The sequence below is a fragment of the Nonomuraea sp. NPDC051191 genome (genome assembly GCF_044455665.1).
GTDB lineage: Bacteria > Actinomycetota > Actinomycetes > Streptosporangiales > Streptosporangiaceae > Nonomuraea.
Map to the genome: position 1 here is coordinate 579,923 of NZ_JBITEZ010000006.1, position 25,421 is coordinate 605,343.

Consider the following 25,421-nt stretch of genomic DNA (forward strand, 5'->3'; position numbering starts at 1 on the left):
GAGCACCCGGGGTGCGGGCCAGGTGCTCGCGGGCGACGACGTGCGGTCAGCCGGTCGCGAGCGACTCGTCCGGCTGCACGGGCGCCGGGGGCCGGGGAGTGCGGCGGGGCAGGGTGAGGGTGATCAGCAGCCCGGCGATCATCGCCGCCGCCGTGAGCAGGACGACCAGGAACTCGCCGTCCGCCGTGGCGGCGCGCAGGGCCTGACCGGTCCTGCCCTCGGTGCCGAGGTCGGCGATGACGGTGAAGACGGCCAGGCCGATGGCGTTGCCGATGTTGAGCGCGGTGGAGGCGATGCCGTTGGCGACGCCCTGTTCGTGGGCGGGGGTCCCGGTGGCGGCGGCGATCCACATGGCGGTCCAGACGATGCCCTGGCCGAGCCCGGAGACGACCAGGCCGGGGATCAGCAGGCCGTACCCGGCGTCGGCGTCGAAGCCGAGGGCCAGGACGGCGGTCCCCACGACACCGACGGCGAAGCCGATCAGCAGCGTGGGACGGGTGCCGATCCGGGTCGCCAGACGTTCGCCGCTCTGCGTGCCGGCGGCGATGGCCAGCGAGGGGATGAGGAAGGCCAGCCCGGTCTGCAGGGCGCTGTAACCGTGGACGCTCTGCAGCAGCACGGTGAGGAAGTACGGCAGGACGCCGAACGTGGCCATGTAGACGAAGGTGACCAGCATGCCGACGGTCAGGCTCCGGTTGCGGAAGAGCCGGAACGGCATGAGCGGATCCGCGCTGCGGGCCTCGACCAGCGCGAAGATCACCAGCAGGACGGCGGCCAGCGCGAAGGCGCCCACGACCGGCGAGCTGCCCCAGCCCAGTTCGGGCCCCTCGACCAGGGCGAAGACCAGCAGCGTGGACCCGCCGGTGACGGTGAGCGCCCCCGGCAGGTCGAACCTGCGCCGTTCCCCCCTGGCCGGGTCGCGCGGGATGACGGCCAGGGCGGCCAGCGCGACCAGCCCGGCCAGGGGGACGTTCACGAAGAAGACGGCGGGCCAGCCGAAGTTCTGGGTGAGGACGCCGCCGAGCAGCGCGCCGATCGTCAGCCCGCTGGCGCCCGCGCCACCCCAGACGGCCAGCGCCCGGTTGCGCTGCGGCCCCTCCGCGAACAGGCTGTTGAGCAGGGCCAGCGTCGAGGGCAGCAGCAACGCCCCGCCGATGCCCTGGACCGCGCGGGCGACGATGATGACGACGGGACCGCCGGCCAGCCCGCCGGCCAGCGAGGACAACGCGTAGAGGGCCAGGGCGAGCACGAAGACGCGGCGGCGGCCGAGCAGGTCGGCGGCCCGGCCGCCCAGCAGCAGGAAGCCGCCGGCGAAGACGACGTACGCGCTGACCACCAGCTGCTGGGTCTGGCCGGGGAAGCCCAGCTCGGTGCCGATCTGCGGAAGCGCGACGAAGACGATGTTGAGGTCGAGCGCGTAGATGAGCTGGGCCAGGGCGAGCAACGCCAGGGTCCAGCCGAGTCGCGGCTTGACGCCGTCCGCGACGGCCGCGGGCAGCGTGGATGGTGTGGACATGGAACGCCCTTCGGAGGGAGCCGGGGAGCGGGCACGCGGAAGCCCGCCGCACGAAACGATCGTACGAGGATTTACGTACAGTCGTACTATGCCAGACCGGAGAAGGATTGTTCGACAGTCGCGGTACAGTTGAACCATGGCTTTCCGTCATCCCGACCGCGACCAGATCCGGGTCGAAGACGTGCTGTCGGCGCTGGGGAACGGCGTGCGTCTGTCGGTCGTCCGCATCCTCGACGCCGGGGGCGAGCACAACTGCACCAGCGTCCTGAACACGCTGGGGATCACCGCGAAGTCGACCATGACGCACCATTGGCGGGTGCTGCGCGACAGCGGCGTCATCCGGCAGCAGCCCTCGGGGCGGGAGAACCTGCTCGTCCTGCGGCGCGAGGATCTGGACGCCCGCTACCCCGGCCTGCTCGACGCCATCCTCTCCGGCGCCCGCACCGACGCCGCCACCCAGCACCCCGACTCCGCCGCCTGACCACGGGGCCCCGGCGCCTCGCATTGCCTTCAGCGCCGCGGAACGGTCACGTTTGCTTCGGTGCAGGGCAATATGGTCGCCGAGGTGTCCCGCGCCACGCCTCGAATCTCCGTTCCACCCCGCAGGGCCCGGCTACCCTCGCTGTGGTGACCACCCTGTCGTCCGACTCCCCCGACCGTCTCCGGGCCGAGCTGGTCGCCGAGCTCAGGCGGGGCGGCTGGGTCCGCTCCCCCGAGGTCGAAGCGGCGTTCGCCAAGGTGCCGCGGGAGCGCTTCGCGCCTGAGGTGTCGCCGAGCGCGGCCTACTCGGCCCACGACGTCGTCGTCACCAAGCGCGGGCCCGACGGCAGGGCCACGAGTTCGATCAGCGCGCCTTGGCTGCAGGCCGACATGCTCGAAGCGGCACGGATCCGTCCCGGCGCGAAGGTCCTGGAGGTCGGTTCCGGCGGCTGCAACGCCGCCCTCATCGCCGAGATCGCCGGGCCGGACGGGCTGGTCGTCACCGTGGACATCGACCCCTTCGTCACCGGGCGCGCGGGCCGTTTCCTCGCCGAGACCGGCTACGGGCAGGTGAAGGTCGTCCTGGGCGATGCCGAGCATGCGGCCGAGCAACACGCGCCGAGCGGCGGCTTCGACGCCGTCATCGTCACCGTCGGCGTCTGGGACGTTCCCTGGGGACACCTTCTCGCGCCGGGCGGCCGGATGGTCGTGCCGCTGCGCTTCTCCACCGTCAGCCGGTCCTTCACCTTCGTCCGCGAGGGCGACCACTTCCTGGGGCTGAACCCGACGGTCTGCGGCTTCGTCCCCTGCCAGGGGGCCGGAATGCTGCCCGACCAGGAACCGGTTCTGGCGGGCGGAGCCGTCAGGCTGACCCTGGAGAGCGGCCCCGCGCTCGACAGGGCCGCCCTCGACCGGGCGCTGGGCGGCGACCGGACCGAGCTGTGGACCGGCGTCACCGTCGGCCATGGTGAGCCGTTCGACTCGATGCACCTGTCGATCGCGGCGGTCGACGCGCGGTTCGGCATGTTCTGGCAGGATCCCGAGCGCGATTGCGGGCTCGTCCGGCCGGCCATGCGCTGGTACTGTCCCGCGCTCATCACCCGCGACAGCTTCGCCTATCTCACCATCCGCGAGTCGTGCGTCCGCGAGGACGACCGGCGGCGCTGGGAGTTCGGGGCCTCTGGCCACGGCCGCGAGGGCGCCGGGCTCGCCCGGGAGCTGGCCGATCATGTGCGGACCTGGGATCACCGCCTGCGGGACCGTCCGGACCCGGTCTTCACCCTTCACCCCGCGGGCGCCGTCGTGCCGCCTCCCGCCGCCGGTCGGGTCTTCCGCAAGCGTCACACCCAGCTGGTCATGGCCTGGCCCTGATCGTGCGGGGCGTCACAGGGCGTCGAGGTCGACGGCTCGGGCGAGGGCGTCGTAGCCGCGATCGTCGAGATGGACGCCGTCGCCCGAGTCGTACTCCGGGCGCAGGGAGTCGGGGTCGTCGGGGCGGCGGACGGCCGCTTCGAAGTCCACCATGTGGTCGTACGCGCCGCTGGTGCGGATCCATTCGTTGACCTGGTCGCGTACGGCCTCCGCCGCCGGGCTGTAGGCGAGCGGCGAGCCCTTGACGGGGGTGAGGGTGGCGCCGACGGCACGGATGCCCCGGGCGTGGGCGGCCCGGATCAGCTCCTTGTGGCCGTCGATGATCCGGCGGGCGGTCGCCTGGTGAGGCTTGTTCCATTCGGCCAGGTCGTTGATGCCGTCCATGATGATGACGGTGCGGACGCCGGGTCTCGGGACCCCGGCGGGCGAAGCCGTCCTCGGACCAGTTGGGGCCGTACCAGGAGGTGCTGGGGGTGGCGGGCTGGACGGCGGCGCCCCACGCCGCCACCCATCGGCGCGATGCGCGCCGGCTGGGGTGATGCCCAAGGCCAGGGCGAGCACGACGGTGAGGGCGGGAACGGCGAGCCTGCGCACGACGGGCCTCCCCGAGATTCCAGAAAGGAGGGGATTGCTCATGACGGGGGTCCTGGGGTGTGGTCAGGCGGAGCGGACGGCGGACAGGTCGAACTCCAGCGTGATGCGATCGGAGATCATCACCCCGCCGGTCTCCAGCGCGGCGTTGTACGTCATGCCGAAGTCCTTGCGGTTGACCGTCACGCTGCCCTCGAAGCCGACCCGGGTCAGCCCCTGGGCGTCGACGGCGGTGCCGGTGTAGTCGAGGGGGACGGTGATCCGCCGGGTCACCCCGCGGATCGTCAGGTCGCCGGTGACCTCGAAGCTGTCGCCGCCCGCGTGCACGACGAAGGCGGACTCGAAGGTGATGTGCGGATGGGCGGCGGCGTCGAGGAAGTCGCCGGTGCGCAGGTGGTTGTCGCGCATCTGGTTGCCGGTCTGGATGCCGGCCACGTCGAGCACCACGCGGACGGCGGAGGCGGCGGGGTCGGCCGCGTCCAGGCGGGCGGTGGCCTCCTGGACGGGGATGCTGCCGCGCACCTTGGTCACCATGGCATGGCGGGCGACGAACCCGAACCGGCTGTGGTCCGGGTCGATGGTGTAGTGGCCGCTCAGCTCGCTGGGGTACATGGTCGCGCTCCAATTAGTTCAGCACTGGAAGATTCGGCACGACAGTACATAGCTTTATTTCAGCACGCAACTTTCCAGTACGCTCGACGCATGACCCGCTGGCTCACCGACGACGAACAACAGGCGTGGCGCGCCTTCGGCCTGGCCACCCGCCTGCTGACCGATCGTCTGGAACGCGACCTGATGGCGGCGGCCGACATGCCGCCCACCTACTACGAGCTGCTCGTCCTGCTGTCGGAGGCCCCCGCGCGCACGATGCGCATGAGCGAGCTGGCGCACTGGACCAACTCCAAGCCGAGCCGCATCTCACACGCGGTCAACAAGCTGGAGCAGAAGGGCTGGGTGCGCCGGGAGCACTACGCCGGCGACCGGCGCGGCTGGCTGGCGGTGCTCACCGACGACGGGCTCGCCGCGCTCCGGGCCGCCGCCCCGGAGCACGTCGCCAGCGTCCGCGAGCACCTGGTCGACCTGCTCACCGAGGAACAGCTGCGACAGCTCGCCGACATCAGTCAGGTCCTGCTCGACCACCTCATCGAGAAGGGGTGACGCGTACGGGCGGCTCGGCGGTGAACGCCGCCAGGGCGTCCGGGTCCGGCGCGACGCCGATCCCGGGACCGTCGGGGACCGTGATGGAGTCGCCGGTCAGCACGACCGGCGCGGTGAGGTCGCGCTCGAAGTAGCGGGCGGTCGCCGAGATGTCGCCCGGCAGGGTGAAGCCGGGCAGGCTGGCCAGCGCCAGGTTCGCCGTCCGGCCGAGCCCGGTCTCCAGCATCCCGCCGCACCACACCGGCACGTCGGCGGCCCGGGCCAGGTCGTGGATCCGGCGGGCCTCCAGGTAGCCGCCGACCCGGCCGGGCTTGATGTTGATCACCGAGCAGGCGCGCGCCCTGATGGCGGCGGTGGCGGCGCGGGCCGAGGTGATCGACTCGTCCAAGCAGATCGGCGTGTCCATGCGGGCGGCGAGCAGGGCGTGGCCGTGCAGGTCGTCCGGGGCGAAGGGCTGCTCCAGCAGGGTCAGGCCGTACGCGTCGAGGCGGGCCAGGTGGCGGGCGTCGGCGGGGGCGTATGCGGTGTTGGCGTCGGCGGTGAGCATCAGGCCGGGGCCGAACGTCTCGCGCACCAGCCGGACCGGCTCCAGGTCCCAGCCGGGCTCGATCTTGAGCTTGATCCGGGCGTACCCGGCGCCGACGTGCCGGTCCACGGTGTCGAGCAGGTCGTCGAGGGTGGCGGCGATGCCGACCGACACGCCGACGCGTACGCTGCGCCGCACCCCGCCCAGGTAGGCGGCCAGTGACAGGCCGCGCGCCTTGAGCACGGCGTCCAGGACGGCCGTCTCGACGGCGGCCTTGGCCATCGGATGGCCGCGCAGGTGCGCCAGCGCGGGCGCGACGCCGGCCGGGTCGAGGCCGGGCACCGCGAACAGGGCGGGCAGCAGGAAGCGGCGGATGAGGTCGGCCGCGCCCTCCAGGTACTCGGGGCTGTAGGTGGGCTCGTCCTCGGCCACGCACTCGCCCCAGCCCTCCTCCCCCTCGGCCCCGCGCACGCGCACCAGCAGCGCCCGGCGCTCGGTCTGCGTGCCGAGCGAGGTGCGGAACGGGGTGAGCAGCGGCAGCGCGACCGTGTGCAGCTCGGCCTCGGCGATCCTCACGCCGCACGCTCCAGCACGTACCAGCCGTCCCTGGTGAAGGTGGCGATCCGGTAGCCGCGGGCGAGCGCGCCGCCCAGGGCGGCCCGCTGGGCGGCCCGCCACCGCGCCGCCTCCGCAGGGTCCTCGCGCCGCAGCCGCTCGGCGTCGGCGGGCGTCGCGCAGCGCAGTACGGCCGCGCCGCCCGGCTCGCGCGGCGCCCCGGTCTCGTCGAGGATCACCTCGGCCTTCTCGGTCCCGCCCAGGACGGACAGCCCCGGGTCCGGGGCCGCCGGGACAGGGCTCCGCGCCGGATCCAGGGCAGGGGCAGGGTTCACGGGCCAGTGGGCGAACAGACGATCGGTGAGGTCGCCGCCGTTGATGCCGTCGTTCATCGGCCCGTAGAAGTCGGGGACGTACCGCTCGGCCCGCGCTCCGAGCCTGCCCAGGTTGAAGAAGGCGTTGCGGCGTACGAGCGGGTCGAAGGTCCAGGAGATGGAGCTCAGGCCGCGTTCGGCGGCCCACGCCCGCTGGTGTGCCTTGATCGCCTGGCCGACCCCCCGGCCCCGCGCCTCGGCGGCCACGCCCACCACGTGGGAGTGCAGGGCGGCCCCCTCGGCCAGGAACCCGGAGGCGGCGGCGACGAGCTCGCCGGCGAGGAAGGCGCCACTGACGTACCCGCCGGTGTGCTCAAGGGCGCACATGAGGTCGACGGCCACCGGCGGATCGTCGCCCGCCCTGGTGTTCCAGACGCGGCGCAGCAGCCGGTCGGCGGCCTGGAACTCGGAGGTTCCGTGGAGGATGCGGATTTCGAGCATGGCACCAGCATTCCGCCGGACCGCCGCCGGATCGTTGGCGCGCAAGCCCAACTTCAGCCGCCGCTGTTTGTGCCGGACGCCGGGCTCCGGCCGCCCGCCGTTCCGCCCGTGCCGCCCGCGCCGATCTCGGCCAGCCGGAGCTGAAGGCCCAGCACGAGCCGGACGTCGGGGTCGTCGAGCGGGATCAGCTCGCCGATGCGGCGCAGCCGGTACCTGAGCGTGTTGGGGTGCAGCGACAACGTCTCGGCCGCCCTGGGTACGTCGTAGTGGGCGGCCAGCCAGACCCGCAGGCTGCGGACGTAGTCGGTGCCGTGCCCGGCGTCGTGCTCGGCCACCAGGGACAGCGGCTCGCCTGCCGCCGCCGGGCCGGACCGCATCGAGGCGGCCGCGTCCAGCAGGAACAGCGCCGCGGCCAGCTCCTCGTGCAGGCCCACCTCGCCGCCCGCGAACGGGCCGCCCATCGCACGCAGCGCCTCGTCGGCCTGCCGGGCGGCGGCCGGGACCTGGGCGAGCGAGGCCGCGGTCCGTCCGACGCCCGCCCGCCAGTGCCCGCCGAGCCGGTCGGTGATCCGGGCGAGGGTGTCGGCGGTGACGCGGCGCAGCAGCGGGGTCCCGGCGCCGGCCGCCACGATCGCGTACGTCCGGCCCTCCACGGCGCCGACGGCGGCCCTGATCCGGTAGACGGCGTAGGCGGTGCGCAGCAGGTCGGCGGCGTGCGTGGCGGCGAAGACGTCGGTCCGCCCGGCCGGGTCCCCGGCGGCCACCACCCTGACCGGCTCGTCCGGGCGCAGGCCCAAGGAGGCGGCCAGCTCCCCGGCGGGGCCTGCGCCGCGCAGCAGCCGGCCCACCCACTCGTCCCTGGTCCGGCGGGCCTCGTCGGCGGCCAGGCTGAGGCGGGCCAGGTGCGGGGCGGCGGTCCTGGCGGCCTCGGCGAGCACCGCGTCGGCGTCGGGCGCGAGCGGCTCGTCGGCCTGGATGGCCCAGATCGTGCCGAGCGCCTCGCCCCTGGCGCGGACCGCGATGGCCAGCCGGGGCAGGTACTCGCGCGGCTCGTGGCTCCACACGGCCCCCTCGCAGCGCAGGACGGCGGCGTACTCCTCGGCGTTCGTCGGGTGCTCGGGCACGCGCCGACCGAGGATGCCCTCCCTGCGCAGGTCGTCGATCGGCTGGCCGATCGTGGAGTAGGCCAGGACGCGCATGGCCAGGTCCTCGATGGCCACCGCGCCCCCGACGCGGGCGGCGACCTGGTTGGCCAGCGCGAACAGGTCGCCCGCCTGGCCGCCGCCCAGGTCCGCGGCCGGGGCGACGAGCGCGAGCAGGGCGTCCACCAGGGCGTAGAGCTGGCCCCAGGCCAGGCCGGGGGCGGCGGCCAGCAGCGCCACGCCCGCGCCGCGGGCCGCCTCGGTCAGCGCGGCGGCGTCGCCGATCCCGGCCCGGACGACGACCGCGCTCACGCCCGCCCCGGCCGCGCTCTCCAGCAGGGACGGCTCCGGCCTGCCGGTGGCCAGCAGCAGCGCCCCGGCGTGGGCGGCCAGCGGCTCGTCGGAGCCGTGGATGACCGGCGCGCCCACCATCGCCTGGCGGCCGGACGGCAGGCACAGCGCGCTCACCGTCTCCGCGCCGAGGCTGTCGAGCAGCACGCCGAGCGTCACCCGGCCCTGGCCGCTCACGCCCGCCCCCCGCGCAGGAGGCGTCCGTGCCGGCCGCCGGTGAACTCGCCGTCGTCGATCACCATGCGGCCGCCCAGGAGCACGTGGGTGACGCCGGCCGGGCGGGTGGCGGGCTCGTCGTAGGTGCCGTCGTGGCGGATGGCGGCGGGGTCGAACACGCACACGTCGGCGACCGCTCCCCTGCCCAGCCAGCCCCGGTCGGCCAGGCCGAACTGGGCCGCGGTGGCCGAGCCGACCTTCCTGATCGCCTCGGCCATCGGCACGAGCCCGCGTTCGCGCACGTACTCGCCGAGGAAGGTGGGGAAGGTGCCGTACGTGCGCGGATGGGTCGGCCCGTCGGGCGGCCCGCCGTCGGAGCCGATCGACACGAGGGGGTGCCGCATGATCCGGGTGACGTCGTCGTCGTGCATGGTGTGGAAGACGCCGTCGGCGTGCGGGTCGGCCATGAGCAGGTCGCACAGCGCGTCCCAGGGCTCGCGGCCGTCCAGCAGGTCGGCCAGCGAGCGGCCGGTGACGCCGGCGGAGGTGTGCCGCAGCAGCCGCACGTCCTCGGGGTGCGTCTCCCGCCACAGGCCGACGCCGGTCGTGCGCTCGGGATCCTCGGCCAGCGCGCGCAGCGCCCGCCGTTCCGCCGGGTCGGCCAGCCTCCTGAGCAGCTCCGGCTCACCGCCTTCGCACGCGGTGGGGGGCAGCAGCGCGACCAGCCCGGTGCAGAACGCCCGGTACGGGTACACGTCGGCCCGCACGTCCACTCCCCGGACCCGGGCGGCCGTCAGCTTGTCCAGCAGCATGGCCGACGAGCCGTGCACAGCCCGGCCCGACGCCTTGCAGTGGGAGATCTGCAGCCGCACCCCGGCCGCCGCCGCGACCTCGACGGCCTCGTCCAGCGCGCCGGCCAGCCCCTCGCTCTCGCTGCGCAGGTGGGTGGCGTAGACGAGGTTCCAGCGCCGGGCCGCGCGGGCCAGCGCGATCAGCTCGCCGGTGCCGGCGTAGGCGCCCGGCACGTACTCCAGGCCGCTGGACAGCCCGCACGCGCCCGCGGCGAACGCCTCCTCGGCCAGCTCGGTCATCCGGTCGAGCGCGCCGGGCGGCGGCGCGGCGTCCATGCCGCAGACGGCCGTGCGCAGCGTGTTGTGGCCGACGAGCGCGGCCAGGTTGTTGGTCGTGCCCTCCCGCTCCACGGCGTCGAGGTAACCGCCGAAGGTGGTGAAGGCGTGCTCGCCGAAGATCCCGGGGGCGAAATGGGCCGACTCGGGGTAGGCCGGTCCGCAGGAGAAGCCGCAGTTCCCGATGATCTCGGTGGTGACGCCCTGCCACAGCTTGAACGGCTGCTCCCCGGCCATGAACGGCACGGTGTCGGAATGGCTGTGCGGGTCGATGAAGCCGGGCGCGACGACCATGCCGTCCACGTCCACCACGCGGGCGGCCCGGCCGAGGTCGCGGCCGGTCGCGGTGACGCGTCCGCCACCGATGGCCACGTCCGCGGTACGGCCGGGCGAGCCGAACCCGTCGTGCAGAGTGCCGCCGCGCAGGATGAGGTCGTGCATGCAGGTATTACCTTTCCCATACGAGATTCGTCGGTCATGTCAGGGGACGGCCGCCACCAGGCGCCTGGTGTAGTCGTGGGCGGGGGCGTCCAGGACGGCCGAGGTGGTCCCCTCCTCCACGACCACGCCCTTCAGCAGCACCACGGTCCTGGCGGCGACCTGGCGGACGACCGCCAGGTCGTGGGTGATGAACAACATCCCGGTGCCGAGCTCCCGGCCGATGCCGCGCAGCAGTTCGAGCACGTGCGCCTGGACCGACACGTCCAGGGAGGCGACCGGTTCGTCGCAGATCAGCAGCGCGGGCCGGACGGCCAGGGCACGGGCGACGGCGACGCGCTGGCGTTCGCCGCCGGACAGCGCCTTGGGGCGGCGGGCGGCGTACGCGGCGGGCAGGCCGACCAGCTCCAGCAGCTCGCCCACGCCGATCCGGTCGGCGGGCGCGGCCCTGGCGATCGCCTCGGCCAGCGTCGCGCCGACGGTCATGGCGGGGTTGAGCGAGGTGGAGGGGTCCTGGAAGACGCACTGGACGAGCCGGTGCACCCGGGCGCGCTCGCGCGGGTCCAGGGCGGCGCGGTCGGTGACGTCGAGTCCGGCCAGCCGGATCCGGCCGCCGTCGGGGGTCAGCAGGCCGAGCACCGAGCGGGCCAGCGTGGTCTTCCCCGAGCCCGACTCCCCCACCAGGCCGACGGTCTCGCCGGGGTTCACGTGCAGGCTGACGCCGCCCAGGGCGGTGTGGGCGCCGTACCGTTTGCGCAGGCCCTCGACGTGCAGCAGCGGTTCGCCGCCGGCCGGGACGGCGGGGAGCGCGGCCTCGCGCAGCGGCGGGCGGGCGGCCCCGGCGGTGTCGTGGACGCAGGCGGTCAGCCGGTCACGGCCGATCGGGCGCAACGGCGGCCTGGCCGCGGTGCAGGCGTCCGCGACCCGGTCGCAACGGGTGGCGAACGCGCAGACGCCGGCCACCGCGTCCGCCCGCGGCACGGCGCCCGGGATGCCCACCAGGCGTTCCAGCGTGAGCTCGGCCGAAGGCAGCGCGCCCAGCAGCCCCGAGGTGTACGGGTGCGCGGGCGCCGCGGCCAGCTCCGGGCCCGGCCCCTGCTCGACGACGCGCCCGGCGTACATCACGGCGACCCGGTCGCAGACGGCGAACGCCACGCGCAGGTCGTGGGTGATGAGCAGCACGCCCATGCCCCGCGCCTCCTGCACACGGCGCAGCAGCGCCAGGATCTCGTGCTGGGTGGTGGCGTCCAGCGCGGTGGTGGGCTCGTCGGCGACGAGCAGTTCGGGGTCGCCGGCCAGCGCGGCGGCCAGGGCGACGCGCTGCCGCATGCCGCCCGAGAGCTGGAAGGGGTAACGCCCGGCCACGGCGGGGTCGTCGATGCCGACCTCGGCCAGCCTGCGCGCGATCTCCTGCCGGGACGTCCGGCCGCGCAGGGTCTCGGCGATGTGCGCGCCGGCCGTGCGCAGCGGGTTGAGCATGGCGAAGGGGTCCTGCATGAGCAGCGAGATCCGCCGTCCGCGCACGCCGCGCAGCAGCCGCTCGGACGCGCCGACGAGCTGGGCGCCGCCGACCTCGACCGACCCCTCGGCGCGCAGGCCGCGCGGGAGCAGGCCGACGAGGGCGCGGGCGGTCAGGGACTTGCCGCTGCCGGACTCGCCGACCAGCCCGACGGTCTCGCCCGCGGCGACCGTCAGGTCCACGCCGTCCACGAGCACCCGGTCGCCGACGACCCGCAGGCCGCGTGTCTCAAGCATCGGAGAGCCTCTCGAAGAGCTGGTCGCCCAGCAGGGTGGCGGCGGTGGCGGCGACGGTGACCAGCGCGGCGGGCACCACCGCGGCCCACGGGTTGAGGTCGAGCAGGCCGCGGTTCTCCTCGATCATCAGCCCCCAGTCGGGCGTGCCGGCGGGCAGGCCGATGCCCAGGAAGGACAGACCGGAGAGCGCGACCAGCGCGGCGACGAAGCTGAGCAGCGCGCCCGCCACGACCGTGGGCGCGATGTTGGGCAGCAGGTGCCTGAACATGATCCGGGTGCGGCTGAGCCCGAGCGTGCGGGCCGCCTCGGCGTAGGCCAGCTCGCGCTGGGCCATGGTGAGGCTGCGCACCACCCGGATGTCGCCGGGCGTGAACAGCACCGCCATCGCCAGCACCGCCCAGCCGATGCCGCCGCCGAGCACGCCCACCAGGACGATCAGCATGAGCAGCCCCGGCATCGCGATGAGCAGGTCCACCACGCGCATCATGACGGCGTCGATCCAGCCGCGGCGGTAGCCGGCCAGCAGCCCGAGCGAGGTGCTCATCGCGCAGGTGCCCAGCGCGACGACGACCGGCCACAGCAGCGCCGAGCGGGCTCCGGCCAGGCAGCGCGACAACACGTCCCGGCCCAGCTCGTCGGTGCCCGCCCAGTGGGCCCAGCCGGGCATCGTCGCGCCGAGCGCGAGGTCCTGCGCGGCCGGGTCGTAGGGGGCGATCCACGTTCCGAACAGGGCGGCTGCCGCCATGAGGGCCAGGATCCCGCCCGACAGCAGCGTCAGCGGCCCCGGCCCGGTCCGGCGCAGCCGGCGCGCCCGTCCGCCGAGGCGCACGGTCCCCGGCACGACGCTCACGCGGCCACCGCCCCGTGGCGCACCCGCGGGTCCACCGCGAGGTAGGCCAGGTCGATCAGCAGGTTGACGGCGACCACCACGGCGCCTCCCATCAGGACGAGCGCCTGGACGACGGGCAGGTCCTTCTGCCCGACGGCGCTGACGAGCAGCTCGCCGACGCCGTGCAGCCCGAAGGCCCGTTCGACGAACAGCGCGCCGGTGAGGTTGGCGGCCAGCAGCAGGCCGCCGACCGTGAGGACGGGCAGCGCGGTGTTGCGCAGCGCGTACCCGATCCAGTAGCGGGCCCGGCCGACGCCGCGCGCCCGGGCGAAGGTCATGTAGTCCTGCCCGGCCAGGTCGAGCGCGGCCGCCCGCATCTGTCTGATGACGACCGCCGCCTGCCCGGTGGCCAGCGCGATCGCGGGCAGCGTCAGGTGCGCGACCCGCTCGGCGAACGTCTCGCCCGCGCCGAAGACGGGGAACCAGCCGAGGGTGACGGCGAAGCCGTACAGCAGCAGGATGCTCATGGCGAACGGCGGGATCGCGAGGCCGACCAGCGCGGAGAGCGTGATGCCCCGGTCGAGCGGGCCGCCCCTGCGCATGGCGGCGGCCAGCCCGGCGGGCAGGCCGACGGCCAGCGTGAGCACGATCGCGTAGGCGGCCAGGCCGGCGGTGACCGGCAGGCGGTCGGCGATGACGCCGGCGACCGGTTCGCGGCTGTAGAGGGAGGCGCCGAAGTCGCCGCGCACGGCGTCGCCGAGCCAGGTGGCGTAGCGGACGGGCAGCGGGTCGTCGAGGTGGTACTGCGCGCGGACGGCGGCGCGCGACTCGGCGGTGGAGGGCCGCGGCCCGAGCAGGACCTGCTCCGGGTCCCCGGGGGCGAGCGCCAGCAGCGCGTAGGTGAGCACGGACAGCACGCCGAGCAGGAGCAGCGCGGCGGCCAGGCGGCGGGCGACGAAGGCCATCAGGCACCGGCCCCCGGGCGGATGGTGCTGAAGACGTTCATGGTCCAGGTGCCGAACTGGCCGGTGAACCGCTTGCGCAGCGCGACGGCGGCCTCCTTGGTGTAGAGCGGCACGTACGGCACCTGGTCGGCGATCTCGGCCAGCACCTCGGTGACGGCGGCGGCACGGTCGGCGCCCTCGTGCGTGCCGAGGTCGTCGAGCCGGGCGTCGGTCTCGGGCGAGCCGTAGCCGCTGAAGTTGAAGCCCTGGGGCCCGGCCGAGGCGCGGCTGACCAGGTCGGGCAGCACCTCACCCGGGTCGGGGGTGCCGTAGAGCAGGTCGACGAGCTGTAGCGGGGTGTCCTGGTGGCTGAACATGCGCTGCCGGTACTGCTCGGTGGGCAGCGGCTGGAGGTCGAGCTTGATGCCGATCACCGCCAGGTCGGCGGCGATGGCCTGGAGCGCCTTGACGTCGTCGCTGCCGCTGTCGTACGGCGCGGCCAGGGTGAAGCCCCCGGGGTGGGCCGACTTGGCCAGCTCGGCCTTGGCGGCGTTCACGTCGTAGGGGTGGGCGGGCAGTTTGGGCGGCTTGCCGCCGTACAGGGCGGCGATCTGCGGCTTGGGCAGCATCAGGTCGGCGATGCCGCCGTGGCCGCTGGTCATGAGCGTGGCCAGCGCCTCCCGGTCGAGGGCGTGGGCGATGGCGCGGCGTACGTGCACGTCCTTGAGCGGGCCCTCGCGGACGCCGAGGGACAGGTAGGCGATGTTGTTGGCCGGGTAGAAGGCGGTCGTGACGCCGGACAGGGCGCTCCACTTGCGCGTCTCGCTGACCTGGATGTCGTTGGTGCCGTCCACCTCGCCGGAGGAGACGGCCAGGCGCAACGTCTCGGGGTCGCCGATCGCCTTGACCTCGATCCTGCGCAGCGCCGGCTTCGGCCCCCAGTACAGCTCGTTGCGTTCCAGCGTCACCCCCGAGGTGAGCGAGAACTTGGTGACCTTGAAGGGGCCGGAGCCGAGGGTGCCGACCTCGGGCGAGCCGAGGTCCTTCGGGTGCGCGGCGGCCAGCTTCTTCGGCACGATCTGCCAGGCCAGCGCGGCGGTGGCCAGGAAGGCGGGGCTGGGCTTGCCGAGGGTGACCTTCACCATGCGCGGGCCGGTGACCTCGGCCTTCTTGACCTGCGTGACGTAGCTGGCGGCCTGGGAGGTCACGGCGGGGTCGAGGTGGCGGGTCAGCGAGTAGGCGGCGTCCTCGGCGGTGACCGGCGTGCCGTCGCTGAACCTCGGGCCCTCGCGCAGGGTGAAGACGTACGTGCGCGGGTCGGGATGGGTCCAGGAGGCGGCGATGCTCGGGATGACCCTGCCGTCCGGGCCGAGGGTCACCATCGTGTCGAGGACGGCGAACTGCACGGTGGTGGAGGCGTCGTTGAAGCCGTGGGCGATGTCGAGGCTGTTGGGGGCGAGCCCCATCGCCCAGCGGAGCGTGTCGGGGGCCGCGCCGGAGCTCGCGGCTCCGGCGCAGCCGGTCACCAGCACGAGCAGAGCGCCCGTCGCGAGCCTGGCGAGTGCGGTTGCGGATGTCATGGAACCACCTCGGGGAGTGAGCGGGGGGAATAGTCGGACGCTAGAAGCCCGGCCTCCCTCGTTCACTGACCCGGCAGCCAAACTCTGCGCGCCCCGGCTCGTGCTGCAGGCCAACACGGCCCTAGACCAGACCAGGGGGGACGCCGACGGGCGCGGTGCCCTCGGGCTGGGCGGCGAAGCGCAGGCCGAGCAGGCCGAAGCCGCTGAGCAGCAGGTCGCCGTCCCCGTCGAGGCGCAGGGTGAACGGGCCGGCCCGCCACGTCCCGGCGGGTGCGGGGGCGACGGGGGCCTGGAAGGTCAGGCCGACGCGCAGCGTGCCCTCGTCGATGACGGCGAGCACGCCCGTCTCGTCGTTGAGCCAGGCGCCATGCGGGACGGGCCCCTCCCCCGGCGGGTCGCACGGCTCGTACACGTGCGGCCACCGGATCGACCCGTCGTGGCCGAGCAGCAGCCGCCCGTCCTCCGGCACGAGCCAGATCCGGCCGGCCGGCACCTGCGCGTACCAGCGGCCGTCTTCGTCGAGGGCGAGCTCGAAGTCGGTGGCGCCGGTCAGGGAGATTCCGCCGCCGCCGTCGTCGCCGTCGGCGGGTTCGAGGGTGAGGGTGGCGTCGGTCTCCGGGTCGTGCCAGTGGCCGAGCAGGGCGGGCCGCGCCGCCTCGGCGTCGGCCCGGCGGGCGGGGGCCGGACGGGGGGCCGGGTCCTGGCCGGTGAGGGCGCGGGCCAGGCGGAGGCTGAGGCCGACGGGGTCCAGGCCGCTGTGGTTGGTCAGCACGGCCACGCCGAGGCCGGGCTCCGGCAGGTGGAGCAGGTTGCCGACGTAGCCGTGCATGCCGCCGGCGTGGCCGTACCCGGCCGCCTCGCCGACGGCCAGGTGGCAGATGCCGCGGGCGTACCGCAGGACGGCGCCGTCGGCGAGCACGGTCCGCTCCAGCAGCGCGGCGCGCACGTCGGCGCCCAGCACCCGGCCGTCGGCCAGGAAACCGAACCAGGGGGCGAGGTCGGCGACACCGGTCACCAGGCCGCCGTCGCCGACCGCGCTCTCCTGCGTGTCGGCCCGCGCGCCGGCGCCGTCGTAGCCGTAGGCCATCCGCGGCAGCGGGACGGAGGCGTCGTCGCGGAAGACGGTGTCGTCCATGCCGAGCGGGCCGAACAGCCGCTCGCGGGCGAAGTCGGCCAGCGACCGGCCGGTGAGCCGCCGGATTACGACGGCGGCCAGGACGTAGCCGGTGTTGGAGTAGGAGAAGCGGGTGCCGGGCTCGAACGAGGTCCGGCGCACGCCCGCCACGATCTTCATCAGGCGTTCCTCGTCCATCAGGGTGAACGGGACGCCGGTGACGGCCTGCAGGCCGTACCACTCGGGCAGGCCGCCGGTGTGCCGCAGGCACTGGTCGAGCGTGACGGGCACGCCGAGCCGCAGCTCGGGGACGTGCTCGCGGACGTCGTCCGCCAGGCTCAGCCTGCCGTCGCGTGCCAGCAGAAGCAGGCACGCGGCGGTGAACTGCTTGCTGATGGAGGCGATGTCGAAGCGGGTGCGGGAGTCGATCGGGACGCCGAACTCGACGGTCGCCACGCCCCTGGCCGAGGTGTGCAGCACCTTGCCGTCGGCGTAGACCCCGACCGCCAGCCCCGGCCCGTCGGGGCGGAGGCCGGGAAGGGCGTCGAGCGCGCGTTCTACCTGCTCAAAATCCATCGTTCAAGTATCTGGATGTCCTGGTTCGAAACACTTGTCCGGAGCGGCAAACCTGGGGGCCGCGTGGTTGGTCTGCCGCACAGGGCCGTCCTGGCGGTCACGCGCTCTCACCGGGCCGCACGGCCGACTTCGCCGCCGGGGCGGGAGCGGCGTCCCCGGCTCGTGCCCGCCGCCCGGCGGCGGGGATCACGAAGGCGGCGGCGACGGCCAGCAGGCCGAGCGCCGCCGACAGCAGGTATGTGTCGACGAAGCTCTGCTCGGTGGGCACCCCCGCGACCGCGCCGGAGGCCAGCACCATGGCGCCGAGCTGCGCGCCGAACGTGCCGCCGATGCTCTTGGCGACGAAGACCACGCCGCTGACCCCGGCCGAGCGGTCGCCGGGCACGTCGGAGGCCACCGCGTTGAGCCCGGCGGTCAGGCCGATGGAACCGCCCAGCCCCATGACCGTCACCCCGGCCATGACCTGCCACGGGGAGGAGTGCCACAGGGCCAGCCCGCCGGTCCCGGCGCAGACGAGCGCGCTGCCGAGCACCAGCACGGCACGCCGTCCGAGCAGCCTGGTCATCGGCCCGACCAGCGGCGCGACCACGGTGCCCGCGATCCCCATGGGGAACATGTAGATCCCGATCCACAGGGTGTCGGCGCCCAGGCCGTACCCGGTCCCGGCGGGCGCGGCCAGCATCATCGGCAGCGCGACGACGAGGCCGAAGGAGGCGAAGCCGAACACGACCCCCATGGCCGTCACCCCGGCCGGGGTGCGTCCGGCCAGCAGCCGCAGATCCACGAGCGGGTCGGCGACGCGCAGCTCGACGACCGCCCACGAGCCCAGCGTCAGGGCGGCGGCGGCGAACAGGGCGAGGGTGGCCGGGGCCGTCCAGCCCCAGGCGGAGGCGGCGGTCAGGCCCAGCATGAGCAGGGCCACGCCGCCGCCGAGCAGCAGCCCGCCCGTCCAGTCGACGCGACCGCCGGCCGCGCGCGGGGTGGCCGGAACCGTGTACCAGGCCAGGACGAAGGCCGCCGCCACGCCGATCACGGCGAGCAGGAACAGCCACCGGTAGCCGAGAGCCGAGCTGATCGGCCCGGCCAGGATGAGGCCGAGGGCGCTGGCCAGCGCGGCGATGCCGATGACCAGGCCGTTGCCGGTGGCGGCGCGCTCGGGGGTGAGGGTGTCGCGGAACAGCCCCACGGTCAGGGGCAGCACGCCCAGCCAGATGCCCTCGACCGCCATGCCCGCGATCAGCACGGTGATGTTCGGTGCCAGGGCGGCGAGCAGGACCCCGGCGCCGCTGATCGCCATCAGCGCGAGCAGCACCCGCCGTTTGTCGTACATGTCGGCCAGGCGGCCGACGACGGGAGTGCTGATCGCCGAGCTGATCAGCGAGCCGGTGAAGATCCACGCGAGCGCCCCGGGGGAGGCCGCCAGGTCCTGCTGGACGAGCGGGAGCGCGGGCGAGAGCGTCATCTCCATGGTCTGGAGGACGCCGATGAACAACACCGGAGCGCCGATGACGCCGAAGCCGGATCTGGACATGGTTCTGCCTTTCGGGGTGGGGTGACGTGCGGCCGTGTGGTCCCCCCCGAACCCCGGCCGTGATCTAGGCCGGGCCGAGCACCTTCGGCGTGATCAGCGCCTGGGCGGTCTGGACGAAGAACTCCTCGTCGCCCTCGTGGGCGCCGAGCACGACGCCCTGGCCGAGCCCGGCCAGCAGGGCCTTCAGCGCGCGGGCCAGGCGCAGCGCCTGCCCGCCCGTGACGGCGGCGCCGTCGTGCTCGCGGCCGGTGAACAGCGCGGCGAGGTCGACCTCGGTCGAGCTGATCGAGGTGTTGAGCCTGCCGCGCAGCTCGGGGTCGTTGAGCACGAGGTCGAGCACGCGGGTCTCGAACAGCAGCCCGCCTGCGGCCTGCGGGTCGGCCGACATGCGCAGGAAGCGGCGGGCAATCTCGGCCACGACCTCGTCCAGGCGGGTGCTCTGCCCGCCGGCCTCGGTCGCGCGCAGGTCGAGCGGGCCGACGTAGTCGTCGACCATGGCGGCCATCAGCCCGTTCTTGCCGCCGAACAGCGAGTAGACCGCGCCCGTGGTCAGGCCGGCCAGCTCGGCGATGTCCTCCAGCTTCGCCTTCGAGCCGTCCCTGCCGACGATCTCGCGCGCGGCCTCGATCAGCGCGCGCCTGTTGGCGGCCTTGCTCTCCGCTCTGGTCAGCCGCATGGCGTCTCCTGCATGCCGTAACGATAATCTGATTTACTAGAATAATCCAGATTATCAGGAGGCTCGTAGATGGACGTCGCCCCCCAGATGAGCCGCGTGCCCGGCTTCACCGCGTTCCCGACGGTGGACCAGATGCACGCCGAGCTCGACGACCTCGCCGCCGCCCACCCCGACCTGGTGCGCCTGCGCCGCATCGGCACGTCCCGCCTGGGCGAGCCGCTGCGGGTGGCGACCATCGGCGCCGGCCCCCATGACGCCGTGATCATCGGCGGTCCCCATCCCAACGAGCCCATCGGCGCGCTCACCGTCAGCGCGCTGCTGCGCCTGCTCGTCGAGGACGCCGCGCTGCGCGAGGACTTCGGCTACCGCTGGCATCTGATCCCGTGCGCCGATCCCGACGGCGCCCGGCTCAACGAGGGCTGGTACGCCCGCCCGAGCGACCGCCGGGCCTACGCCGAGCACTTCTACCGCCCCGCCGAGGCCGACCAGGTCGAATGGACCTTCCCGCTCACCGGCGAGGACTACTTCTTCGACCGCACCCTGCCGGAGACCGAGGCGCTGATGCGGCTGATGGACGAGGTCCGGCCCGCCTTCGTCTACTCCCTGCACAACGGGGAGCTCCAGGGCGCGTTCTACTACCTCAGCCGGAACGACCCCGCGCTCGCCGCCCGCCTGACCGCCATCGCCATGGCCGAGGGCCTGCCGCTGCACATGGGCCCGCCGGAGCTGCCGGGCGCCGTCCAGATCGCGCCGGCGGCCTACCTGACGCCGCGCGGCGCCGACATCGCCGCCACGTACGGCATCGGCGGCGGCAGCGTCGACTACGCCGAGCGCTTCGGCGCCCTGCACCTGATCGCCGAGCTGCCCTACTGGGCCGACCCCCGCGTCGCCGACCAGACCCCGACCGGCCAGAAGTACCACGAGACGATCCGCGACTCCCTGGCCGGGCAGCGCGAGCTGATCGGCGAGCTGGCCGCCTCGCTCGCCCGCGCCAAGGGCGACCTGACCGTGCGGTCCCCCTTCCGCCGGGCGCTGGAGGACTTCGTCGGCGCCCACGACGAGTTCATCAGCGAGTGGGAGGACCTGCCCGGCACCGACCGCCCGGCCACGGTGGCCGAGGCGGTCGGCGGCCGGCAGCTCGTGCACACCATGCGGCTGCGGTACTGCGGCACCTACCTGCGGATGCTGGACGCCGAGCTGGCCGCGGGCAACCTGACGCCCGTCATCCGGGCCGAGCGCGCCCGGCTCGGCGCGCGGTTCGACGAGTGGTTCGAGGAGGCCGAGTCCGAGGCGATGGGCACGCCGATCCCGCTCCGCTCGCTGGTCGCCGTGCAGCTCGGCGCGGCGCTGCTCGGGGCGGACGCCGCCAGGCGGGCGGACCCGGCCTGAGCCCCGGCGCCCCGGCCGGGGCGCCGCCGGTCAGACGGGCAGGAGGGCGGTCAGCGCCCGCTCGACCAGCGGCCAGGTGCGGCTCTCCGGGTCGATGAGCACGAAGTGGCCCGCCCCCGGGACGCGCACCAGCGACGCCGCCGGATGGGCCGCCGCGTACGACTCCGAGAGCTCGACGGGGACGCGCTCGTCCGCCGTGCCGTGCACGATCACCAGCGGGCCCGCCGGGGCCGGGAGCCGGACGGGGTCCAGGCCGGGATGGTCGTCCGGCGGCCCGCCGAGGAAGTCGGTCACCGCGCCGCCGTCGAGCCCCAGCCGCGCCGCGAGCCGCAGGTCGGCGACGGGGGCCAGGGCGAGGACGGCCGCCCCGGCCGGCGCGGCGCACAGGGCGAGGTGACCGCCGGCCGAGTGCCCGACGACGACCGACGGCTGAAGGAGCCCGACCGCGGCCCGCAGGTCCGCGACCGTCGCCGCCGGATCGCCCGGCCTGCGGCGGTACTCGACGGCGGCCACGCTGTACCCCGCCCGGTGCAGCGCGTTGGCCATCGGCCGCAGGTGCGTCCGGTCGTACTCCGGACGCCAGAACCCGCCGTGGACCAGCGCCACCACGGGCCCCTCGTCCGGCCAGAGGTCGATCACCTGGTCGGCGTCCGGCCCGTACCGCAGGGCGCGGACGGGACCGGGGGCCGGGCGGGTCAGGACGGCGCGGTTCTCCACCGTCACCTCCCGGCCGGCCGGCGGGACCACAGCCGGGCGACCCCGGCCGCGCCCGCCGCCAGCAGCGCGGCCCCGGCTCCGGCCAGCGCCAGGTGCTGCCGCCGCACCCGCCGCCTGACCTGCGTGTACGGCACCGTGGAGAAGGACACCAGCTCATACCGCGACACGTAACGGCCGGGCAGCGCGCGTTCGAGCCGGTGCTCGACGCTCTTGGTCAGCCGGTGGACCGGGGAGGCGACCTTGTCGCGCATCTCGACGAAGTTGGCCAGCGCCATCTCGGCGATCGCGTCGGTGTCGTCCCTGCGCCGCCGCTCGAACAGCGGCAGCGCGCGGGCCCAGTCGCCGTCGGTGTCGGTCAGGCACCGGTCCAGCACGGTCACGTCCTCGAAGCCGCAGTTGGCGCCCTGGCCGTAGAAGGGCACGATGGCGTGCGCCGCGTCGCCGATGAGGCCGACCCTGCCGTCCGCCTGCCACGGCGCGCACCGGACGGTGCCGAGCAGGCCGACCGGATTGTCCAGGTACTCCCGTACCAGACCGGGCGCGAGGGGGGGCACGTCCGGGTAGTGGTCGTGGAAGTGGCGTTCGATCGCCGCCGGGCTGCTCAGGGAGGCGAAGCTCGACGTGCCGCCGGTCGGCCAGAACATCGTGCAGGTGAAGGAGCGGTCGGGGTTGGGCAGCGCGATCATCATCGAGGTGCCGCGCGGCCAGATGTGCAGGGCGCCGGGGTCGAGGGCGAACTCGCCGTCCGCGGACGGGATCGTCAGCTCCTTGTAGCCGTGGCCGAGGAAGTCCAGGCTCTCGTGGATGCCCCGGTGGGCCAGCAACTGTCCCCGTACGGCCGAGTTCGCGCCGTCGGCCCCGAGCACGACGTCGGCCTTCGCGTGTACCGGGCCGTCGGCGGTCTCGAAGGCCATGGCGCCGGTCGCCGGGTCGAGGCCGGTCAGCCGGTGCCCGAAGAAGATCTTCACGCCCGGCGCGGACTCGGCGGCGTCCAGCAGCGTGTTGTTGAGCGCGCCGCGGCCGATGGAGTTGATCGAGCGCACCCCGTCATGGCTGTACGGCTGGAAGTCGAGCGGCCCGCGCACGGGGTGGATCATCCGGCCGCGCATCGGGAGCGCGTCGGCCATGATCTTCTCCTCCAGGCCGATCCGGCGCAGCGCGTCCAGGCCGCGTTCGGAGATGGCCAGGTTGATCGACCGGCCGCGCGGCGCGTTGCCGGCGCGCGGGTCGGGCCGCCGTTCGTGGACGGTCACGTCCAGGCCGCGGCGGGCCAGGTAGCAGGCCAGCAGGCAGCCGGTGAGGCCCGCCCCGATCACGGTGACGTTCATCGGTCCTCCTCGACGCACTCGGCCAGCGCCACGGCGGCCCGCCAGCAGTCGTGATAGGTGGAGTACAGAGGCGTCGGCGCGAGGCGGACGACGTCCGGCTCGCGGGCGTCGGCGATCACCCCGTGCTCGTGGCGCAGCCGCCGGGTCAGCTCGGCGGCGCCGCCGCGCCCGACCCGCAGGGAGAGCTGGCAGCCCCGGCGGCCGGGGTCGCGCGGCGTGATCACCGTGATCGGCCTGGTGGGGGTGATCCGGTCGAGCAGGCTCTCCAGGTATCCGGTGAGCCGTACGCTGCGGGCCCGCAGGGCGGTCATCCCGATCCGGTCGAACAGGCCGAGCGAGGTGCGTACCGGGCCCATCGCGTGGATCGGCGGGTTGGAGATCTGCCAGGCGTCGGCGCTGGCCGGCGGACGGGAGACCGGCGCCATCTCGAACCGGGTCGCCTGTTCGGTGCTCCACCAGCCCTCCAGCCTCGGCAGCGCCGGGTCGCCCAGGTGCCGCTGGTGGACGAACACGCCGCCGAGCGCCCCGGGCCCGGAGTTGAGGTACTTGTAGGAGCACCAGGCGGCGAAGTCCGGCCCCCACGCGTGCAGCTCAAGCGGGACGTTCCCGGCGGCGTGCGCGAGGTCCCAGCCGACCGCCGCGCCGCTCGCCCGCCCGGCCGCCGTGATCGCCGGGATGTCCAGGAGCTCGCCGGTCAGGTAGTTGACGCCGCCCAGCAGGACCAGCGCGACCGTGTCGCCCTCGCGGGCCAGGAAGTCGAGCACGTCCTGGCCGCCGCCCAGCCGGACCACCGTCTCGTCCGGGTCGAGGCCGTGCAGGCGGGCCTGGCTGCGCACGGCGTAGCTGTCGGAGGGGAACGCGGTGTCCTCGATGACGATCCGGGTCCGCGCGCCGCGCGGCCGGTAGAACGAGACCATCAGCAGGTGCAGGTTGACCGTCAGCGAGTTCATCACCACGGTCTCCTCGGGCAGCGCGCCGACCAGCCGGGCCGCCGGTCCGGTGAGCCGCTCGTGGTAGGGCAGCCAGGGGCGGGCCCCCTCCAGATGTCCCTCCACGCCGAGCCGGGCCCATGCGTCGAGGTCCTCGGCCAGTTCCGCCGCGGTCGCCCGGGGCTGGAGGCCCAGGGAGTTGCCGGCGAAGTAGGCGCACTCGGGGTGGCCGCCGCCGGTGGCGGGCGGGATGAGGAAGAGGTCGCGGTGGCCCGGGTCGTCGCGGTCGCGCCGGAGCGCGTCCTGCTCGGCGGGCTTCCGGTCGTCGGTCACGTGGGGTCCGCCCTTCACATGTGGGTCCGGGCGGACCACAGCTCGGGGAAGACCACCCGCGCCATGCTGCGTTCCAGCCAGGCCAGGCCGTTGGAGCCGCCGCTGCCGGGCTTGGCGCCCATCGACCGGCGGACCGCGGTGACGTGCGCGTACCGCCAGTCGCCGAACAGCTCGGCCACGTCGGTCAGCGCCTCGCCGAGCAGCCGCAGCGCGTTGCCGGGGCCGCTGTCGCGGTAAACCTCGACCCAGGCCCGCTCGACGGCCGGGTGCGGCTCGTGCTCGGCGGCGAAGTCGCGCTCCAGCAACTCGCCGGGCAGGTCGTGGCCGTCGCGGGCCAGCAGGGCGATGGCGTCGTCCCACAGGCTCGGCGACTCCAGGGTCCTGAGCAGGTCGCGGTGGGTCCTGTCCTGGCGTCTGAACGGGCGCAGCAGCGCCGGGTTCTTCAGCCCCAGCAGGAACTCCACGTGCCGGTACATCGCCGACTGCAGGCCGCTGGCCTCGCCGAGCTCGTCCCGAAAGCGGTTGAAGTCCGCGGGGGTCATCCAGCGCAGGCCGCGCCAGCTCGCGTTCAGGCCCTCCAGGTGCAGCGCGGTACGGCGCAGCGGGTCCAGCGCGGCCCACACGTCGTCGGCCCGCAGCCGCTCCTGGGCGTTGCGCAGTTCGAAGGCGATGAGCTTGAAGTACAGCTCCATCACCTGAGTGATCATCAGGAACGACATCTCGCCCGCGTCGTCGCTCATCGGGTGCTGCAACTCGTGCAGCACGTCGGTGCGGACGTAGGCGTCGTAGGGGGTGCGGGTCTCGAAGTCCAGGGTGGGGGCGCCGCCGGTGGTCCTGGCTCGTTCGGCGCGTTCCTCCGCCGTGGTCGGCCGCAGTGCCGATAACTGTCGCGTCGCGTCCACGCGCTTGCCCTTCTCGTTGTTCTCCCCTCCATGATGGCGTCGGGAGGGCGGCGAAGGAATGCCATATGAACGGCTATATCGCGATATAGGCTTATGTTTCGGGATAAATCGTGATTTGGGGTTTACGAACGGAAGGCTTGATCGTGGATGAGATGGACTGGGAGCTGCTGCGCGAGCTCCAGGACAACGCCCGGCTCTCCCTCAAGGAGCTGTCCCGCCGGATCCACCTGTCCCCGCCCGCGGTGGCCGACCGCGTACGCAAGCTGGAGGAGTCGGGGGTGATCACCGGCTACCACGCGACGGTCGACCCGGTGCAGGCCGGCTGGCCGGTGTCGGCCTTCATCCGCATGTCCTGCTACGGCGCGCGCTGCGTGCTGCGCGACCCGGAGGTGGCCGGCTGGCCCGAGGTGCGCGAGATCCACCGGGTCACCGGCGACGTGTGCAGCATCCTGCGGATCGTGGCGGTCTCCATGGTGGCCTTCGAGGACCTGATCGACCGCCTGGCGGTCTACGGCCCGCCGTCCAGCACCATGATCCTCTCAACCCCTCTCCCCGGCCACCCCCTCACCGCCCCCGACGGCCCCTGACGGTG

Annotated in this window: 23 protein-coding genes; 5 read left to right on the plus strand and 18 right to left on the minus strand. The window is 74.2% G+C overall.

The genetic code is table 11. From position 1 onward, the window contains the following. Window positions 1-46 precede the first annotated feature (46 nt). Complete coding sequence (locus ACIA8R_RS20675; RefSeq protein WP_397039790.1) at window positions 47-1,516, minus strand: MFS transporter; 1,470 nt, start codon at window positions 1,514-1,516, stop codon at window positions 47-49. Window positions 1,517-1,652: 136 nt separating this feature from the next. Here ACIA8R_RS20675 and ACIA8R_RS20680 point away from each other — a divergent pair, with 136 nt between their 5' ends. Together ACIA8R_RS20680 and fxlM are read left to right on the plus strand one after the other, a co-directional pair. Next, window positions 1,653-1,997: a helix-turn-helix domain-containing protein gene (locus tag ACIA8R_RS20680; RefSeq protein ID WP_357705529.1), complete on the plus strand. Its 345-nt coding sequence runs from the start codon at window positions 1,653-1,655 to the stop codon at window positions 1,995-1,997. 146 nt (window positions 1,998-2,143) lie between these two features. Next, the gene (gene fxlM, locus ACIA8R_RS20685) at window positions 2,144-3,367 is read left to right on the plus strand and encodes a methyltransferase, FxLD system (RefSeq protein WP_397039792.1); all 1,224 of its coding nucleotides are present in this window, start codon (window positions 2,144-2,146) and stop codon (window positions 3,365-3,367) included. 12 nt (window positions 3,368-3,379) lie between these two features. Here fxlM and ACIA8R_RS20690 read toward each other — a convergent pair whose 3' ends face one another. Both ACIA8R_RS20690 and ACIA8R_RS20695 read right to left on the minus strand, forming a co-directional pair. Continuing rightward, entirely contained in the window at window positions 3,380-4,003 is a 624-nt protein-coding gene (locus ACIA8R_RS20690) for a GDSL-type esterase/lipase family protein (RefSeq protein WP_397039794.1), read from the minus strand. A 21-nt stretch (window positions 4,004-4,024) separates the two neighbouring features. Beyond that, window positions 4,025-4,570: a YceI family protein gene (locus tag ACIA8R_RS20695; protein WP_397039795.1), complete on the minus strand. Its 546-nt coding sequence runs from the start codon at window positions 4,568-4,570 to the stop codon at window positions 4,025-4,027. A 90-nt stretch (window positions 4,571-4,660) separates the two neighbouring features. On the opposite strand from ACIA8R_RS20695, the gene ACIA8R_RS20700 reads away from it, so the two are divergent. Continuing rightward, complete coding sequence (locus tag ACIA8R_RS20700; RefSeq protein ID WP_364098218.1) at window positions 4,661-5,116, plus strand: MarR family transcriptional regulator; 456 nt, start codon at window positions 4,661-4,663, stop codon at window positions 5,114-5,116. Here the strand turns inward: ACIA8R_RS20700 and menC are convergent. From menC to ACIA8R_RS20755, 11 genes are all read right to left on the minus strand, one after another. Next, on the minus strand, window positions 5,100-6,218 hold the full coding sequence (gene menC / locus ACIA8R_RS20705) for an o-succinylbenzoate synthase (RefSeq protein WP_364098221.1): 1,119 nt from the start codon (window positions 6,216-6,218) through the stop codon (window positions 5,100-5,102). The two genes, ACIA8R_RS20700 and menC, sit on opposite strands and share 17 nt — an antisense overlap. Beyond that, a complete protein-coding gene (locus ACIA8R_RS20710; RefSeq protein WP_397039797.1) occupies window positions 6,215-7,012 on the minus strand; it encodes a GNAT family N-acetyltransferase in 798 nt (265 codons plus the stop codon). The genes menC and ACIA8R_RS20710 overlap by 4 nt, the downstream gene beginning before the upstream one ends. A gap of 53 nt (window positions 7,013-7,065) precedes the next feature. After that, the gene (locus tag ACIA8R_RS20715; protein WP_397039799.1) at window positions 7,066-8,682 is read right to left on the minus strand and encodes a PucR family transcriptional regulator; all 1,617 of its coding nucleotides are present in this window, start codon (window positions 8,680-8,682) and stop codon (window positions 7,066-7,068) included. Continuing rightward, window positions 8,679-10,229 (minus strand): amidohydrolase family protein, encoded by a 1,551-nt coding sequence (locus ACIA8R_RS20720; RefSeq protein WP_397039800.1) that lies wholly within the window; start codon window positions 10,227-10,229, stop codon window positions 8,679-8,681. The genes ACIA8R_RS20715 and ACIA8R_RS20720 overlap by 4 nt, the downstream gene beginning before the upstream one ends. 39 nt (window positions 10,230-10,268) lie before the next feature. After that, the gene (locus ACIA8R_RS20725) at window positions 10,269-11,981 is read right to left on the minus strand and encodes an oligopeptide/dipeptide ABC transporter ATP-binding protein (protein ID WP_397039802.1); all 1,713 of its coding nucleotides are present in this window, start codon (window positions 11,979-11,981) and stop codon (window positions 10,269-10,271) included. Next, window positions 11,974-12,831, minus strand: coding sequence for an ABC transporter permease (locus tag ACIA8R_RS20730; RefSeq protein WP_364098236.1), 858 nt, complete (start codon window positions 12,829-12,831; stop codon window positions 11,974-11,976). Before ACIA8R_RS20730 ends, ACIA8R_RS20725 begins: the two co-directional genes overlap by 8 nt. Continuing rightward, the gene (locus ACIA8R_RS20735) at window positions 12,828-13,775 is read right to left on the minus strand and encodes an ABC transporter permease (protein ID WP_364098239.1); all 948 of its coding nucleotides are present in this window, start codon (window positions 13,773-13,775) and stop codon (window positions 12,828-12,830) included. The genes ACIA8R_RS20730 and ACIA8R_RS20735 overlap by 4 nt, the downstream gene beginning before the upstream one ends. Next, a complete protein-coding gene (locus tag ACIA8R_RS20740; protein WP_364098242.1) occupies window positions 13,775-15,334 on the minus strand; it encodes an ABC transporter substrate-binding protein in 1,560 nt (519 codons plus the stop codon). Before ACIA8R_RS20740 ends, ACIA8R_RS20735 begins: the two co-directional genes overlap by 1 nt. 121 nt (window positions 15,335-15,455) lie before the next feature. After that, window positions 15,456-17,024, minus strand: coding sequence for a serine hydrolase domain-containing protein (locus ACIA8R_RS20745; RefSeq protein ID WP_397039803.1), 1,569 nt, complete (start codon window positions 17,022-17,024; stop codon window positions 15,456-15,458). A 97-nt stretch (window positions 17,025-17,121) separates the two neighbouring features. After that, window positions 17,122-18,555, minus strand: a complete 1,434-nt coding sequence (locus ACIA8R_RS20750; protein ID WP_364098248.1) for an MFS transporter — start codon at window positions 18,553-18,555, stop codon at window positions 17,122-17,124. A gap of 64 nt (window positions 18,556-18,619) precedes the next feature. After that, window positions 18,620-19,231 carry a TetR/AcrR family transcriptional regulator gene (locus ACIA8R_RS20755; RefSeq protein ID WP_397039804.1) on the minus strand — a complete coding sequence of 204 codons (612 nt, stop codon included), beginning with the start codon at window positions 19,229-19,231 and terminating at the stop codon, window positions 18,620-18,622. A gap of 69 nt (window positions 19,232-19,300) precedes the next feature. On the opposite strand from ACIA8R_RS20755, the gene ACIA8R_RS20760 reads away from it, so the two are divergent. Next, a complete protein-coding gene (locus tag ACIA8R_RS20760) occupies window positions 19,301-20,620 on the plus strand; it encodes a M14 family zinc carboxypeptidase (RefSeq protein ID WP_397039806.1) in 1,320 nt (439 codons plus the stop codon). A 30-nt stretch (window positions 20,621-20,650) separates the two neighbouring features. Here the strand turns inward: ACIA8R_RS20760 and ACIA8R_RS20765 are convergent, their stop codons facing one another. Genes ACIA8R_RS20765 through ACIA8R_RS20780 form a run of 4 tightly spaced genes read right to left on the minus strand, consistent with a single transcriptional unit; the run spans window position 20,651 to window position 24,829 of the window. Next, on the minus strand, window positions 20,651-21,337 hold the full coding sequence (locus tag ACIA8R_RS20765) for an alpha/beta hydrolase family protein (protein ID WP_397039807.1): 687 nt from the start codon (window positions 21,335-21,337) through the stop codon (window positions 20,651-20,653). A 2-nt stretch (window positions 21,338-21,339) separates the two neighbouring features. After that, entirely contained in the window at window positions 21,340-22,665 is a 1,326-nt protein-coding gene (locus ACIA8R_RS20770; RefSeq protein ID WP_397039809.1) for an FAD-dependent oxidoreductase, read from the minus strand. Further along, on the minus strand, window positions 22,662-23,927 hold the full coding sequence (gene kynU, locus ACIA8R_RS20775) for a kynureninase (protein WP_397039811.1): 1,266 nt from the start codon (window positions 23,925-23,927) through the stop codon (window positions 22,662-22,664). The genes ACIA8R_RS20770 and kynU overlap by 4 nt, the downstream gene beginning before the upstream one ends. Window positions 23,928-23,941: 14 nt before the next feature. Next, the gene (locus ACIA8R_RS20780; RefSeq protein ID WP_364098264.1) at window positions 23,942-24,829 is read right to left on the minus strand and encodes a tryptophan 2,3-dioxygenase family protein; all 888 of its coding nucleotides are present in this window, start codon (window positions 24,827-24,829) and stop codon (window positions 23,942-23,944) included. Between the two features lie 152 nt (window positions 24,830-24,981). Between ACIA8R_RS20780 and ACIA8R_RS20785 the strand changes: the two genes are divergently transcribed. Continuing rightward, the gene (locus ACIA8R_RS20785) at window positions 24,982-25,416 is read left to right on the plus strand and encodes an Lrp/AsnC family transcriptional regulator (RefSeq protein ID WP_357705569.1); all 435 of its coding nucleotides are present in this window, start codon (window positions 24,982-24,984) and stop codon (window positions 25,414-25,416) included. The last annotated feature ends 5 nt before the right edge of the window (window positions 25,417-25,421 follow it).